Origin of the sequence: Bacillus cereus, assembly GCF_002564555.1 — a bacterium.
GTDB classification, from domain to species: Bacteria; Bacillota; Bacilli; order Bacillales; family Bacillaceae_G; genus Bacillus_A; species Bacillus_A cereus_K.
Window position 1 is genome coordinate 1 of sequence record NZ_NUVD01000103.1, and the last position, 14,933, is coordinate 14,933.

Sequence of the window (14,933 nt, forward strand, 5' to 3'; positions counted from 1 at the left end):
GCTGAGGAACAAGCTCGTAAGCAACAAGAAGAACAAAAACGCCAGGCTGAGGAACAAACTCGTAAACAACAAGAAGAGCAGCAAAAAGCACAGCAAACTCAAACACAACCAGCTGCAGGAAATACTAGTAATGCATACTACAAAAATTGTGATGCAGTTAGAGCTGCTGGCAAAGCTCCTTTATATAAAGATCAACCAGGTTATAGCCGTAAACTAGATAAAGATGGCGATGGAGTCGCATGCGAAAAATAATCATAAAAAAAAGAAGCTTAATAAAAGCTTCTTTTTTTTACTGTAACGTCTTACATTTAATATTTCTTCCTCTTTTTTATACGAGTCCTTAAATAAATTTCATATTATTATTCTAAAAAATGTCACATAATAAGTGATTTATATCACCACACTCATTTTAATATATTGCTATTCTTGGTTTAGATATCACATTAAACTTTATGGAGGCATTCATATGGAACATACATTTACTGAAACTTCTATTGTCGGTGAGATTGTTACACAATTTCCGAAAGCCAGTGATCTTTTTAAATCATATAGAATAGACTTTTGTTGTGGTGGTAATAGACCACTTATTGATGCAATTAATGAAAGAAAATTATCAGCAACTGTAGTAATTACAGAGTTAAATATGCTTTATCATAAAACGAAACTATTAAACGAATCTGAAATTGATTGGAAAAATGCTTCTTATCGTGAATTGATTGATTATGTTATAAATAAGCATCATCGCTATTTAAATGAAGAGTTGCCGCAATTAAGTCCGTATGTGACGAAAGTATTACGCGTCCATGGGGCAGATCAGCCGCATTTAGCTCAAATTCATAAGCTATTTCATGAACTTAAGATTGAATTAGAACAGCATTTAATTAAAGAAGAAACAGAGGATTTCCCATTAATTTTAGCATTCGAACAAAATCCAACTGATGAAAACTATGCAAAATTACGTAAAGTAGTAGATGAGTTGGAGAATGAACATAACCACGCTGGAAATATTATTAAAGAACTTCGTAAAATTACAAATGACTTTACTCCTCCAGAAGGAGCTTGCGGTACTTATCGACTTGTTTACCAGCGTCTTGAAGCTCTAGAATCTGATTTATTTGAGCATATCCATTTAGAAAATAACATTTTATTTCCGCGTGCCATTACGAAAGCTTAAAATAAAAAGCAGGACATAAGTATACATGCTTATGCCCTGCTTTTTCATTGTGTAAGAAACATTCACACAACCTTACGCATGTCGCCCGTTACCACAACACCAAACGCTCTAAAATTCGGATATTTCATGTAATCTTCTTCGATACATTCACGTAAAGCACTACGTAATAATCTACGGCATACTCACGATACAATGTTGATACAGTAAAATGTTAACATGAAGCTAATATCTAAATGCTTAGACCATACGGATATCAGTAGGGTACTAAATATGTACAGTCACTCATTACCAAGTATGCAAAAATCCATAGCTGAGAAATTGTATAAAACTCTTATTTTATTTTTCGATTTTAATCTTTAATACACCACGGTTTAACGATATATTAAGCTTTTTCCAATTCTTCTTCTTTGCTAAAAAAGGCAGTGTAATAAGAGCTAAAAATGACGTGGATATTATGCCAAAAACTAAAACGGTTAAAATGTTAAAAATTGCTTCCATTCAGCTGCACCCTATTCTTTGTATACGTTCTTATGTTATGTAATGTTAAAATCATATAACACATTAAAGTTAGTATTCTCTTGCTTCTAACTCAGCAATTCTATATCTCCATACAGCTAGACTGTCTTCAAGTATTTGTATTTGTTCTTCTTTTTTATCGATCTCATTTTGTATTAAAACTTTAGTTTCTTTAAAGGACACGAGCTATTTAGCGGAAGTGGCCACAGTAGTGACTCTTACTTATTAGCCAAGTACTTTCTCAATCTCCACCTCTAAATCCACCGGCTTCGTCTGCGGTGCAAAACGACCTACTACTTTCCCGTCTCTTCCGATGAGAAACTTCGTAAAATTCCATTTTACTGCTTTCATACCGAGTAAACCTGGTGCTTGTTCTGTCATGTATGTATAAAGGGGATGAGCCTTATCACCTTTCACATCAATCTTTGCAAACATCGGGAAGTTTACACCGTAGTTCAATTCACAAAAACTTGTAATATCTGCTTCTGTACCAGGTTCTTGTCCTCCAAATTGATTGCAGGGGAAACCGAGTATTTCTAGTCCTTGTTCTTTATATTTATCATATACTTCCTGTAACCCTTTATATTGCGGTGTAAATCCACATTTGCTAGCTACATTTACAATAAGAAGTACTTTTCCCTCGTAAGCTTTTAACGATACTTCTTCTCCTGCTATTGTTTTAGCTGAAAAATCATGAACTGTCATTGTTCCTGCTCCTCTCTTCACTATCATTCTATGTTTATACTATACTACATTAGTGAATATACAGCTCTTATTACATACTTACACGCCAAAATGATAGCGCTTTAATTTTGTTCATAAATTCGACACAAACTACTAGACTTTTATGATGGAAAGTTTTACAATTGAATTGTGAACAAAATGTGACAGTTTATATTCCATTATAAAAGAAAAGGATGGTGTTCATTATGAAAACTGCACAACGTGAAACGATTTCAAATCGCGAGTTTTATTTTGTACTATATATGATGCTATTGTATGTTACTGGTTGGGTAATCGATGTGAATGGTTTATTCTTAAGCTCCTACTTTAATTTAGCAGGAGAGATTTTACTTCCGTTAGTTGGCGGTATCGTTGGACTGTTCGTTATGTCTATCAATAAAGAACAAACGAAATAACAACATTAGAAAAGGCAGAAGACGAATTTTCGTTTTCTGCCTTTTTCTTTTTTTAGCGTATAATAGAAACATACCGTATATAAGGAGTGATAAGTATGAAAAAAGTAGAGCAATTATCTTCTCACCTACATCTTATTGATGATTTCGATTTACAACATAATGAACGAACAGGTACGTATGTTTTATTAGGCGATGATATTACTTTAATTGAAACTTGTGCAGCCCCTTCTCTGCCCTATATTTTAGACGGCTTAAAACAATTACATATTGATTTAAATGATGTAAAAAACATTATCGTTACACATGTTCATTTAGATCACGCAGGGGCAGCTGGTTTAATGATGGAAAAGTGCCCAAATGCTACTTTATATGTGCATTCTCGCGGAGCCCGTCATATGATTGATCCAACAAAACTCATTTTAGGCGCAAAAGCTGTGTACAAAGAAGATTTCGATAAACTTTTCGATCCTATTCTTCCTATTGAAGAAGAACGTGTTCATATTGTACAACATGGTGATACGTTAAAAATTGCAGAAGACCGCATCCTTACATTTTATGATACACCGGGACATGCGAAGCACCACATTAGCATTCACGACTCATTAACAAACGGCATTTTCACTGGCGATACAATTGGAATTTATTATAGAGAGCTCGCAGACCTTGGTGTAGAGTTATATCTACCGTCAACGTCCCCTTCACAATTCCAGCCAGATGCGATGATTGCTTCTAAAAATCATATTCAAAGTATGAATGTAGATACTATTTATTTCGGTCATTACGGTGCATCCTCTAACGTTACAGAAGTATATAACCAACTAGAACATTGGTTACCTATTTTCGTTCATACTGGTAAAGATGTCTTTGAAAAATATAATGATTTCGATGAGGCGACTAGGACATTACAAACTTTATTAATGGATAAAATCTCTTCTCATCTTACAAAGTTAAATGTCCCATCTAATCATTCCGTTTATAACATTTTACATCTAGATATAGAAATTAGTGCAATGGGTATTATTGATTATTTCACGAAGCAAGAGAAAACAAATTCCACTATTAACTAACAGTAAAAGAAGAGATATACAACAGTAGTTATTGTATATCTCTTCTTTCTTTGAATATATTTTTAGTAAAGGATGGTGGAATGCAATGCAAAAAGTGATGCTATACCTCTGCTTTACATTATTTATCGTCTTATTATTGTTTGTCGGAGTAAAATTTCAATTTTATTTAGATACAGATGCTCAGGTGAACTTTAACATTTATCCAAGGCTATTCTACTATACACTCTTTCCTCTTGTAGTCGGCATTTTATTACGATTCCTTCAATCCATTAATCGCGAAACGAGTAAACAAAACTGGAGCTTTCAACCAGATAAATTTATCGCTATTACAGTGCCTACACTATTTATTTCTTTTTCTCCAGCTCTACTCTTTTCACCAGTTGGTGAATACCTACCTTATTTAACTAATATTATTCTTGTGAACACGACTTTCGTTACTATAATTAGCCTAATTGCGGGTTATTCACTATTAGATTGTTTGATTCAAAAGGACAATGCGAATATGAAAGAATATAACTGATGACAAATTTTTAAATGTCGTTGGTTACGGCGGTTTATTTATTAGTGCTATATTACTTGTAAGGGTCGCTATACATCCGATAAGGAAATTTAAATAATAGCAAAACGATTATGAAATCATGTAGATTTTATAATCGTTTTTTATTGTTCATATATTTAATATACAATAGGGAATCTATGTTAAACTAAAGAAAATCGTACATTAGATCAAGTTACATTTTAGCCAAGGGAGACTTACTATGTATAAATTAGGAGCTTTCTCGTTTCTAACATTTATCGCAAGTGTATTTTCTTTCTTTATTCTAAGAGGACCTAATACAAATTTAACTTTAATTATTGCGATACTAAGTATACTTTCATTACTCGGAATTTTTTTTGCAATCGCATCAAAAAATTGGTTATTCGGAATAGTTGGTACTGCATTAAATGGCGTAATACTAGTAGTTGTATACTTCCTATTGATAGCAAAAGGAATAGGTGGTTAATATAATTACGTTTCAATAAAGAAAGCTCACAGCTAAAGCTATGAGCTTTTCTACTTATCGTACCTTTTCGTTTACATACTCCATAAACTGCTCCGCTTTAATAAATCTTTCTTTGCACGCCTCAGGCACTTCATCTACTGTTATCCCACCACTCGATTTCGTTTTTACTAATACGGTTTGATGTGCTGTTTTATATACTTCTTGAATCGTTTTATCATACAACTCGCTATATGCTTCTTTATTTCCTGATAAAGTTAATCTAATTAAATGTGCGTAATCTATTTCACCCTTCATATACCATCCCTCCTTTGTCTTAGACTATATATTGGCAAGTAATTGATATTTCGTTCGATTTTTTCAAAAAAGTTTTTTTATATAAATTAATATAATAATTCAATGAGTTCATAAGCTTCACTTATAACTACGCATAACTATTATATAATTTCCCAATTCCTAATGAAGATTTAAAATGATTTATATAGTCAAATTTAGGAGGGTATATGATGAAAGCTATCGTTGTAACGTCGTTCGGTGGTCCTGAAGTGATGAAATATACAGATGTAGATATGCCGGCTATTTCAGATAATCAAGTATTAATTCGTGTTGTTTCTACTAGTGTAAATTTCGCCGATATTAAATCTCGATATGGTAAAAAAGGAAATAAAGTATTCCCCTTTATTCCAGGTATAGATGCAGCTGGTATTGTAGAACGTGTAGGTTCTCAAGTTACAAATATTCATCCTGGACAGCGTGTCATCGCTTTTCCTCAAAATGGATCTTATGCAGAATACGTTGTTGCAAACGAAAACCTTACTTTCGTTTTACCTGACGAAGTCGAATTTCAAACTGCAGCAGCTTGTCCTATCGTATCTTTCACAAGCTATAATTTACTTGCAAATGTAGCAAGACTTCAACAAGGTGAATCTGTTCTCATTCATGCAGCAGCTGGTGGAATTGGTACTACAGCCATTCAACTTGCAAAACTATTAGGAGCTGGAACAGTTATTGGTACTGTCGGAAGTGAAGCAAAAAGAAAAATAGCTTTAGATGCTGGAGCTGACTATGTTATTTGTCATCAAGATGAAGATTTTGTAGAGAAAGTCAATGAGCTTACAAACGGAGAAGGAGTTAATGTAATTTTAGACTCTATTTCTGGCACTGTTTCTGAAGGAAGTTTAAACTGCCTTGCTTATTACGGTCGACTCGTCCATTTCGGTAATGCGAGCGGTGAAATTGGCAATTTCCAAACGAAGGATTTACACACAAGTTGCCGTTCTATACTCGGTTTTAGCTTTGGCACTACACGAAAAAAACGGCCTGAATTACTCCAAGAAACTGCAAATGAAGTTTTCCGTTATTTACGCGATGGAAGTTTGCAAATTAAGGCTACGAAATCTTTTCCTCTGCAAGATGCAGGGAAAGCACATGAATGGGTCGAAAGTAGACAAAGTACAGGGAAAGTCATACTAAACGTTCAGTCAGCTCCCTAAAATGAATACTTAAAAAAGGGGGCTATATATGGGATCGCGAATTATGCATGTTATTATCGCTAACGGGATTGCTGAGAAATTATCCATTCAAGATAAAACTTCTTTCTTACTTGGAGGTGTAGCTCCTGATGCTGTTCATTCAAAAGCAGAAAAAGGAACTTCACATTTTTACGCCGGTACAACGAAGAACTATACGAGAAGAATAGATTATGATTCACTTATTCATAAATATAAATTTCATATGGATTCCCCTTTTCTCTTAGGCTATTACACCCACCTCATTGCCGATGATAATTGGCTAAACGGCTTTTTTCTACCTTGGCTAAAAAATAGAATAGAAAACGACGAAACTATCGCACCCTTGTACTATAACGATTTTAAATTGTTGAATGCAAAGTTGCTTCATCATTACGATAAAGAACAACAGCTCTTCTCTCTTCTTAATCAAGAAGCACACATTGTGAATATCGAAGAAGTCTCTAAAGAAAACGTTTTAGCTTTTCGAAAATATCTTTTTGAAGATATGCTGTATCCCGAACAACACTTGTATGAAGATTTACAAGTGTTTACGTTTAACCAAATTGTTGGTTATATTGAGACAGCCATTGAAAAAGGGGCATTTTTTATTAAACAACTCTCTAATGAAAAATTCATTTCAAAAATTTAATCCCCCTCAATATATTTGAGGGGGATTTTGACATAGCAATATTATTATTGGTTCTTTTCCATAACCGCAAAATAGTTCCCTTCACTATCAGCAAAGTTAAACACTTTACCAGAAGGCATAGTTACCATTTCTCCAACAGTAACATTTTTATTTTTTAAATCTGTATATAATTGATCAAGATTTTCTGAGAAGAACATTAAAGACGGTGTACCAAGATTTAATTCTGGACTCATTTTGGAAATAACTTCTTTATTATGTAGTATAATGTTCGTTTCTGCACCGCTAGTTGGAGCGATTTCAATCCATCTCATACCTTGCTTATTATCTTCCTCTGCTACTACATGAAATCCTATTTTTTCCGTCCAAAAATTTACTGCCTCATCTTGATTATTTACATACAACATAATTTTTCCGACTTTATGAATCATTTGTTTTCCCCCTACTGGTTTTTATATTCTATGTAGCTTTCTACAATTTCTATTATTATTCCTTTCGTATTTATATGTACTTCTTTACAAAATTTATCGACTGGCTCATCCCGTCAATTTCGTTAAAGTAATCATTTCTTTCAATCATGTTATATCCGCCAAATCCAATTTCGTCTAACACCTTGAAGAATATATCGAAATCTACTTCACCATTCCCTGCTGCAACTTCAATATACTTACTTGAACTATCGTTTTTCACTTGTGTACAATCTTTAATATGAGTTTGTACTATATAATCTTTTAATAGTAATAAACTTTCTATCGGGTTTTCATTTACATCGCTAATTAAATTTGCTGGATCAAAGTTAACCGCTAATCCTTTTGAATTTATATTTTCTAAAAACCGCTTTAACACTATCGCTTTTTCAGATCCCGTCTCAATAGCGAAGACTCCTCCAAATCTGAATGCTAATTCCCCTACCTCACAACAAACCCGTACCATTTTATCATAGTACTCACTTTTTTCATCATCTGAAATTTCCCCAATATGAGCTGTTACTATCTTTGCTCCTAACCCTAATCCTTTATCAGTAATATATTTAAACCTCTCTATTACACAGTCAACTTCCGTTCCTATAATTCCGTTTTCTCCAAAGCTAATTGCTAATGATGGAACTTTAATCTCATTAAAAGATAAGCTTTCCTTTAAAGTGGTCCATTCTACCTTTGAAATATTTGCTAAGTTGAAAGTCGTATTCATAGCATATAGTTGAATATAATCTAAATCCCATTCTCTCGCCTTTTTTATTCCTTCGTTTACTTCAATATGTTTCGTATTTAAAAACATTCCTAATTTCCTATCCATAGATGTACCTTCTTTTTATTATTTCGCATCATGTTAATATTCGATTCTTTTTATGTTATTTCCTCGTATAAACTAAATGAATAAAGCTAACCTTTTATCGATATTTCTGGTAGAAGCATTGATATATATGATAGGTACATTTAAAAAACACTAATACAATTCCCCTTATCACTCGATTACAAATAAAAAAGACGTAACTACAAATAGTTACGCCTTCTTCATTATTTATCTAGGCTTTTTCTTCCCAGTAAATGCTGGTTTCTTTTTCTTTGGTGCTTTCGGTTTCGTTTCTACAAATGATCCGTTGAACATTTCTTGCTTCGTAAACACGATACCTAGTTTTTTCGCAAATTGCAGTAATTTACGTTCTTCTTGTTCTGTTACAAGAGAAACGACTGTTCCTTCTTTACCCATACGTCCAGTACGTCCTGAACGGTGAATGTATTGGTCTACAGTGTCCGGTAATTCTAAGTGAATTACATGTGTTAAATCATCGATATCTATTCCACGTGCTGCAATATCAGTAGCAAGTAGAATTTCTAATTTTCCGCTGCGGAATGCACGCATCGTTGCTTCACGTTCTTGTTTATTTGCCTCTGCATGAAGAGCTGCTGCTTTCATTTTACGGAATTTCAGTTTCTGAGTAATTTCATCTAAACGGAATGGGTCATTTAAGAATGCAACTGCTTTTACATTCCCCATATGCATAATTCTTCTAATATAATCATTTTTTTCACGACGTTCACACACGATATACGTATGCTCAACTAGGCTCTTTGCCTCTGAACGTGTTACACGTACTAATTGTGGTTCAGCTGTCAAATCACGTGCTGCGTCTTCTGCCGCTTTCGTTATTGTCGCCGAGAAGAATACTAATTGACGATCGCGCATCGTTGATTTAATTACATCAAGTACAGCACCCATCATCTTTTGTTTTACAATTTGATCAAACTCATCAAATACAATCGTTTTCACTTCATGCATTTTTAGCTTTTTCATACGAATTAATTCTAAAATACGGCCTGGTGAACCGACAATTACTCTCGGGTGTTTCTTTAATTTTTCCACTTGGCGCTTAATATCTGCACCACCAATTAAAGATGCACCTGAAATTTCAGTTCCTGCTGTAAACTTTTGAACCTCTTCATGAATTTGCATTACAAGTTCACGTGTTGGCGCTAAAACAACAACTTGTGGCTGTTTTACTTCAGGATTAATTTTATGTAAAAGTGGTAATAAGTACGCTAATGTTTTTCCTGTTCCAGTTGGAGATTCAGCTATAACGTCTTGTCCTTCTAAAATAGTTGGAATCGCTTGTTTTTGAATTTCAGTTAACTCTTTAAAACCAGCCTTCTCCCAAGCTTGTTGTAAAAATGGTTGCATATCTTTTATCATTCGTTTTTCTCCTTTATCTCTATTTTTGAAGAAAATGCTGTATTGCTCGCACTGTTTCTATCATGTGAGAAATAACAGCTATTAAATCATCAACATGGTCTTCTGTAATCGCTTTTTGAAATAGAACCTCTACCTTATTATGATATGAAATCGCTTGCTTATTATATTCGTATGAAACTTTCTGCATAATCATTCTTTCTTTTCCCCATATAGAACGCATTAAAGTTTCAATTTCTTCGCATCCTATATCTGGCTGTTCTATCGGGAATGAAAATGCTAACTTCATTTCACAACCTGGTGTAAACTGAGGCACTTCTAGTATTTCACCAGACAAGTTCTTTGCATCCACAGATAATGAAAATGTTGCTTCTACTAATGGTTCGAACGGTTCTGTTAATTGAAATGAAATATGATATATACGACTTAATGAGGCAAGGTCCATCATATCCTTTCGATCTGTTACAAGAATATCTCCATGTAAGTCAAAATCATAAACAGCACCTTCTACGATTACTTTTAAATTATCAAAAGCAGTTGGATCAAACATAATTTCCTCCAAAAAACAGGCGCCTTTCTATGGAAAGGCGCCACTTGATGTATATATAGTTTACAGATAAACGAGATGAATTACAACCTTTTAGAATAAACCTACTGCTTTTCCATCTTCATTTACATCCATTTGAAGTGCTGCTGGTTGTTTTGGAAGACCTGGCATTGTTAACATTGTTCCTGTTAAGGCAACGATGAATCCTGCCCCAATAGATGGCTTCAACTCACGAATTGTAACGATAAAGTCAGATGGACGACCTAATTTTGTTGCATCGTCAGAAAGAGAGTATTGTGTTTTCGCCATACAAATCGGTAGGTTACTCCAGCCTTCTCCTTCATATTGAGCTAATTGCTTACGTGCTTTCGGAGCAAATTCAATATCTTTTGCGCCGTATACTTTTTGAGCAATTGTACGGATTTTTTCTTCTAATGGTAATTCTAATTCATAAAGTGGTGCGTAGTTGTTCTCACCTTTTTCGATTTCTTTTAACACTTTTTCAGCAAGGTCAACTCCACCTTGGCCACCTTTCTCCCAAACTTCTGTTAAGGATACTGCATAGCCACGCTCATTACACCACTCTTGTAAGTAAGCAACTTCTGCATCTGTATCTGTAATGAATTTATTAATTGCAATTACGAAAGGAACACCGAAGCTTTGAATTGTTTCAACATGCTTCTGTAAGTTCTCCATGCCTTTTGCTAATGCATCTACATTTTCTTCTTTTAATTGATCTTTTGCTACGCCGCCATGCATTTTAAGCGCACGAATAGTCGCAACAATAACAACTGCTTCTGGTTTAATGCCAGCTGCACGAGCTTTAATATCTAAAAACTTCTCTGCGCCTAAATCTGCGCCGAATCCAGCTTCTGTAATAACATAATCACCTAATTTTGCTGCCATTGTTGTAGCAATAACACTGTTACAACCGTGAGCGATGTTCGCAAATGGTCCGCCATGAATGATAGCTGGCGTATTTTCTAACGTTTGTACTAAGTTTGGTTTTAATGCGTCTTTTAATAATAATGTTAACGCACCTTCTACGCCTAAATCTTTAACCGTTACAGGTTGATTTGCAAAATTATAAGCGACAACAATGCGAGATAGACGTGCTTTTAAATCTTGAATATCTGTTGCAAGGCAGAATACAGCCATAATTTCAGATGCTACTGTAATATCAAAACCATCTTCACGTGGTACACCTTGAACTGGTCCACCAAGACCAATTACTACGTTACGAAGGGCACGATCATTTAAATCTACACAGCGCTTCCAGACGATTTTACGCGTATCAATTCCAAGTGTGTTTCCTTGTTGGATATGATTATCAATAAACGCAGCTAATGCGTTATTGGCAGTTGTAATCGCATGAATATCTCCAGTAAAGTGAAGGTTAATATCTTCCATTGGTACTACTTGTGAAAAACCACCACCTGCTGCTCCGCCTTTTAATCCCATTGTTGGTCCAAGAGATGGTTCGCGAAGTGCAATTACTGTTTTCTTACCAATTTTATTAAAAGCTTGACCTAAACCAACTGTTACAGTTGATTTACCTTCTCCAGCTGGAGTTGGGTTAATCGCTGTTACTAAAACAACTTTACCGTCTTTCTCATTTTGTAAACGCTTAAAAATATCAAGAGATAACTTACCTTTATAATGCCCGTATGGCTCTAATTCATCTTCTAAAATATTTAAATCAGTTGCAATTTCTTGAATCTTTTTCATACTTGCTTCTTGTGCGATTTCAATATCAGATTTAACTGTTGTAGTAGTTGTCATATACCCTAGTCCCCCTTTAATTGGTTCTGATGATATTGTATCAGTTTTTTGTATTTTCTGCACTTATTTACCTCCTAAAAAATTCTTCGGTTTCTTTATACACTTTTTAACATAAATACCCATAAAAATGTTAATGCTTGTTGTAACTCTGTAGGTAATTGACCTAGCATCTTTTCATTTACTCCGCGCTTATATACTCCTATGCCATCTACAACATCAAATCCTTGTTCTTTCGCTAACTGCTCAAACTCCCAAGGCATCATCGTATTGCATACAACATCTTTTCCATATAAACGAGGATAGCTGTTCTCTCGAGGCTTTGCTGTCGGTCCTAAAATGGCAATACATGCATATCCATCTCTTTTTAAAACACGCTTTATCTCATTTAACGCTCGTAATGGCTCCTCGGTCCATTCTAAAGAATTAATTGCCATAATTGATTCAAATTGTTCATTTTCAAATGGTAAGGAAGAAAGATCTCCTTTTATGAAAGATAAATCCGGTCCTTCTCCGCGGTCCTTCCCTTTTTGAATCATTACTTCAGATAAATCTATTCCAACTGCTTTATAGCCCGCGCGACTTAATTTATATGTACCGTATCCATCACCACAACCAACATCGAGCACTTGCGCTTCTTTCTCCACATACTGTTCAAAAAATGGAATAATTGTACTCCTACTTCCGCTGTCCCACATTTCCTGACTATTTTGATTCCAAAACTCTGCACTACTATCCCATTTTTTCTCTGCTGATTCATGCCAATTAAATTTTGTCATACATTCCCCTACCTTCACGTATTATCATTCATTTCATTCTACATCATTTTCCAAAATTCCTGTTTATCTTCATAAGGAGATGAACAGGATAACAACGGGAGCTATATTCTCCAATTTTTGCTTTACTTGGGTTTAACTCATACTCATGTTTTTTTCTTTGTGAAAGATACTATAGATACACCCAATTGAAAGAGAGGGATGTACATGCGAAGAAAAAGAAATCACCATTTTAAAAGTGGTGAAAAAAACGAAGAGTATGCAGCTGAAATATCTCCAGCTGGCATTCCAATAAGACATGAGCGTAAAGAAATTGCAAATGAAATAGAAGGTACAAATACTGGTGCAATGATAGGCTACGTCGCATTATTTCTTTCGCTGTTCTCAATTGCTTTTTATCCAGTTACACTCGGCTCCCTTGCGATTTTAGTTGGCTTATTAGCTGTTAATTTCGGAGCGAGGACCCTCGGATATACAGCAATTGGTTTTGGTAGTTTTTCTGTGTTATTTACTTTACTTTATCCGCTTGCTTTGTCAGCGTTTTAAAAAAAACACACCAAGTTATACTTGGTGTGTTCATTCATGATACAACATGATATGACCGCATCCGCAACAATGTTTCGCTGTAATTTCTTGAAATACTGGATAATTTTCTTCATCCCGATGCTCAATAAACACTTTTTCGAATCGATACATGTTTGGCGCGTATGCCCAATCTTGTTTCGTTCGTGCATATAACGTTGAGGAAAAAAACTCCTCACCACCGCAAACGATACATGTGTTCTTCATCCATATCCCTCCTATGCTTGTCTTACTTCATCTATATGAACATAAGCATAAAAAAAAGACCTTCTATGTACTAGAAAGTCTTCTCTGAAACAAAAAGAAATGTACCAAACATTCCTACTCCGCTATATTCTTTCGTAACACCAGCTTCTGTTTTAAATGTTTGCTTTACAGTCATAAAGAATACACCATTTCGTGCATCCGTACTTTCAAATTGTAGTTTTTCTTTTTTACCATCTACATTTTGGGTACATTCAAAACTACTCTCATCACATTTCAACGCATACTTATCCTCTACATACAATTTAAAATCTGATTCTTTCGGACAAGTAATTAGTAATATCGCCACAAGAATAATACTTACAATACCCACAACTGTATAATATTTCTTCATTTGTTCTCCTTTCAAAAGACAAGAAAACTTGACTTCATGCGCCAAGTTTTCTTAGTCCACAACCCATTGCCACTCTTGTTCTTTCTTATCAAAAATGAGCCAACCTGTTTCTGTTGCTTCTTCCTTCAATTCATCAATATTATCTAGCACCTCATCCGTACTTTCATACGAACCAACTACATATACCGGAATTTCAAGACCTCTTCTTGACTCAATTTTCCCTGCTAAATCAATATAAAGACCATCTTCCATTAATGGAACAAGCCCCATAATCACTTCTTTTGAAATGGCTGGGAAAATTTTTGATTTTTGGAAGAAAGAAAAACGTTTCTTACCGAAAGCACCAAGTTTATAAGGAATGACTTTACTTAACATTCCTACAAAGTCAGCAATTCTACGGTAATACACTTTGTTGTACCACCCGTCATCATGTGAAAAATAAACAAATCTATTTTTCAATAGCGGAAAGAACGTTCTTGCAAGTGGCTCTTTTTTGTGAGCCAAATATAAAAGTTCTGCAATTTCTTTTGGCTCTAATTCATCTAAATCGCTTGCATCATCAAAATCTACCCAACAAAATTCATCAAATTCATCAATCTCTGCTTGAATTAACTTATGTATATTTTCTTCCTCAACATATTCAAATAAAGTATGATAATGAAAATCCGTCCATTCAAAGTTATGCTTCAAAAGCAACACTTGATGAAGCGGTGAAGGGATGTTACTTGCAAACTCTTTAAACGTAATTCCTGATGTAATAAAACAATGACCTCGACGATTACCATTAATATATATCATATTCTTTACTTGGTCAGATCCTCCAGACAAAGCACCTAGCCACCTTCGTTTTATATGTTTCAATTCTATAGCATATTTTAACATGAAAAATTTTAGAAACATAGAAAAAAC

At 34.5% G+C, this 14,933-nt stretch carries 20 protein-coding genes and 1 pseudogene; 9 read left to right on the top strand and 12 right to left on the bottom strand.

All coding sequences use genetic code 11. The annotated features are described in order from the left end of the window. Both COI75_RS22810 and ric read left to right on the top strand, forming a co-directional pair. The coding region (locus COI75_RS22810; protein WP_141535147.1) for an excalibur calcium-binding domain-containing protein at positions 1 to 252 on the top strand (252 nt) is incomplete at its 5' end. A 214-nt stretch (positions 253 to 466) separates the two neighbouring features. Beyond that, positions 467 to 1,174 carry an iron-sulfur cluster repair di-iron protein gene (gene ric, locus COI75_RS22815; RefSeq protein WP_000401369.1) on the top strand — a complete coding sequence of 236 codons (708 nt, stop codon included), beginning with the start codon at positions 467 to 469 and terminating at the stop codon, positions 1,172 to 1,174. A gap of 336 nt (positions 1,175 to 1,510) precedes the next feature. Here ric and COI75_RS27040 read toward each other — a convergent pair whose 3' ends face one another. Next, the gene (locus COI75_RS27040) at positions 1,511 to 1,672 is read right to left on the bottom strand and encodes a hypothetical protein (protein WP_000387287.1); all 162 of its coding nucleotides are present in this window, start codon (positions 1,670 to 1,672) and stop codon (positions 1,511 to 1,513) included. Between the two features lie 243 nt (positions 1,673 to 1,915). Beyond that, positions 1,916 to 2,395: a glutathione peroxidase gene (gene bsaA / locus COI75_RS22825; protein ID WP_000215834.1), complete on the bottom strand. Its 480-nt coding sequence runs from the start codon at positions 2,393 to 2,395 to the stop codon at positions 1,916 to 1,918. A gap of 224 nt (positions 2,396 to 2,619) precedes the next feature. On the opposite strand from bsaA, the gene COI75_RS22830 reads away from it, so the two are divergent. From COI75_RS22830 to COI75_RS22850, 4 genes are all read left to right on the top strand, one after another. Beyond that, a complete protein-coding gene (locus COI75_RS22830) occupies positions 2,620 to 2,829 on the top strand; it encodes a DUF3925 domain-containing protein (RefSeq protein WP_000844993.1) in 210 nt (69 codons plus the stop codon). Positions 2,830 to 2,924: 95 nt separating this feature from the next. After that, positions 2,925 to 3,896, top strand: coding sequence for an MBL fold metallo-hydrolase (locus tag COI75_RS22835; RefSeq protein ID WP_000754956.1), 972 nt, complete (start codon positions 2,925 to 2,927; stop codon positions 3,894 to 3,896). 85 nt (positions 3,897 to 3,981) lie between these two features. Continuing rightward, positions 3,982 to 4,416 carry a hypothetical protein gene (locus COI75_RS22840; RefSeq protein ID WP_001174524.1) on the top strand — a complete coding sequence of 145 codons (435 nt, stop codon included), beginning with the start codon at positions 3,982 to 3,984 and terminating at the stop codon, positions 4,414 to 4,416. 238 nt (positions 4,417 to 4,654) lie between these two features. After that, positions 4,655 to 4,900 carry a hypothetical protein gene (locus COI75_RS22850; protein WP_000277243.1) on the top strand — a complete coding sequence of 82 codons (246 nt, stop codon included), beginning with the start codon at positions 4,655 to 4,657 and terminating at the stop codon, positions 4,898 to 4,900. Positions 4,901 to 4,954: 54 nt separating this feature from the next. Here the strand turns inward: COI75_RS22850 and COI75_RS27830 are convergent. After that, positions 4,955 to 5,086 (bottom strand): annotated as a pseudogene (locus tag COI75_RS27830) (DUF3600 domain-containing protein); the annotation flags it as partial. Between the two features lie 317 nt (positions 5,087 to 5,403). On the opposite strand from COI75_RS27830, the gene COI75_RS22860 reads away from it, so the two are divergent. Continuing rightward, the gene (locus COI75_RS22860; RefSeq protein ID WP_000644646.1) at positions 5,404 to 6,390 is read left to right on the top strand and encodes a quinone oxidoreductase family protein; all 987 of its coding nucleotides are present in this window, start codon (positions 5,404 to 5,406) and stop codon (positions 6,388 to 6,390) included. Between the two features lie 28 nt (positions 6,391 to 6,418). Further along, a complete protein-coding gene (locus COI75_RS22865) occupies positions 6,419 to 7,057 on the top strand; it encodes a zinc dependent phospholipase C family protein (RefSeq protein WP_000535628.1) in 639 nt (212 codons plus the stop codon). A gap of 44 nt (positions 7,058 to 7,101) precedes the next feature. Here the strand turns inward: COI75_RS22865 and COI75_RS22870 are convergent, their stop codons facing one another. The 6 genes from COI75_RS22870 to COI75_RS22895 form a co-directional block, all read right to left on the bottom strand. Beyond that, the gene (locus COI75_RS22870; protein ID WP_000581453.1) at positions 7,102 to 7,485 is read right to left on the bottom strand and encodes a VOC family protein; all 384 of its coding nucleotides are present in this window, start codon (positions 7,483 to 7,485) and stop codon (positions 7,102 to 7,104) included. A 70-nt stretch (positions 7,486 to 7,555) separates the two neighbouring features. Continuing rightward, on the bottom strand, positions 7,556 to 8,350 hold the full coding sequence (locus COI75_RS22875) for a sugar phosphate isomerase/epimerase family protein (RefSeq protein ID WP_000375194.1): 795 nt from the start codon (positions 8,348 to 8,350) through the stop codon (positions 7,556 to 7,558). 225 nt (positions 8,351 to 8,575) lie between these two features. Then, complete coding sequence (locus COI75_RS22880; RefSeq protein ID WP_000588607.1) at positions 8,576 to 9,745, bottom strand: DEAD/DEAH box helicase; 1,170 nt, start codon at positions 9,743 to 9,745, stop codon at positions 8,576 to 8,578. A 19-nt stretch (positions 9,746 to 9,764) separates the two neighbouring features. Next, on the bottom strand, positions 9,765 to 10,292 hold the full coding sequence (locus COI75_RS22885; protein ID WP_000460212.1) for a hypothetical protein: 528 nt from the start codon (positions 10,290 to 10,292) through the stop codon (positions 9,765 to 9,767). 90 nt (positions 10,293 to 10,382) lie between these two features. Beyond that, entirely contained in the window at positions 10,383 to 12,071 is a 1,689-nt protein-coding gene (locus COI75_RS22890; RefSeq protein ID WP_033657169.1) for a formate--tetrahydrofolate ligase, read from the bottom strand. A 95-nt stretch (positions 12,072 to 12,166) separates the two neighbouring features. Next, positions 12,167 to 12,847 (bottom strand): class I SAM-dependent methyltransferase, encoded by a 681-nt coding sequence (locus tag COI75_RS22895; protein ID WP_000160024.1) that lies wholly within the window; start codon positions 12,845 to 12,847, stop codon positions 12,167 to 12,169. Positions 12,848 to 13,051: 204 nt separating this feature from the next. On the opposite strand from COI75_RS22895, the gene COI75_RS22900 reads away from it, so the two are divergent. Next, entirely contained in the window at positions 13,052 to 13,390 is a 339-nt protein-coding gene (locus COI75_RS22900) for a hypothetical protein (RefSeq protein ID WP_001253195.1), read from the top strand. A gap of 30 nt (positions 13,391 to 13,420) precedes the next feature. Here the strand turns inward: COI75_RS22900 and COI75_RS22905 are convergent, their stop codons facing one another. The 3 genes from COI75_RS22905 to COI75_RS22915 form a co-directional block, all read right to left on the bottom strand. After that, positions 13,421 to 13,633, bottom strand: coding sequence for a hypothetical protein (locus COI75_RS22905; RefSeq protein ID WP_000798747.1), 213 nt, complete (start codon positions 13,631 to 13,633; stop codon positions 13,421 to 13,423). A gap of 70 nt (positions 13,634 to 13,703) precedes the next feature. Then, positions 13,704 to 14,024, bottom strand: coding sequence for a hypothetical protein (locus tag COI75_RS22910; RefSeq protein WP_000761193.1), 321 nt, complete (start codon positions 14,022 to 14,024; stop codon positions 13,704 to 13,706). Between the two features lie 51 nt (positions 14,025 to 14,075). Continuing rightward, on the bottom strand, positions 14,076 to 14,852 hold the full coding sequence (locus tag COI75_RS22915; protein WP_000014092.1) for an oxalate:formate antiporter: 777 nt from the start codon (positions 14,850 to 14,852) through the stop codon (positions 14,076 to 14,078). Positions 14,853 to 14,933 lie beyond the last annotated feature (81 nt).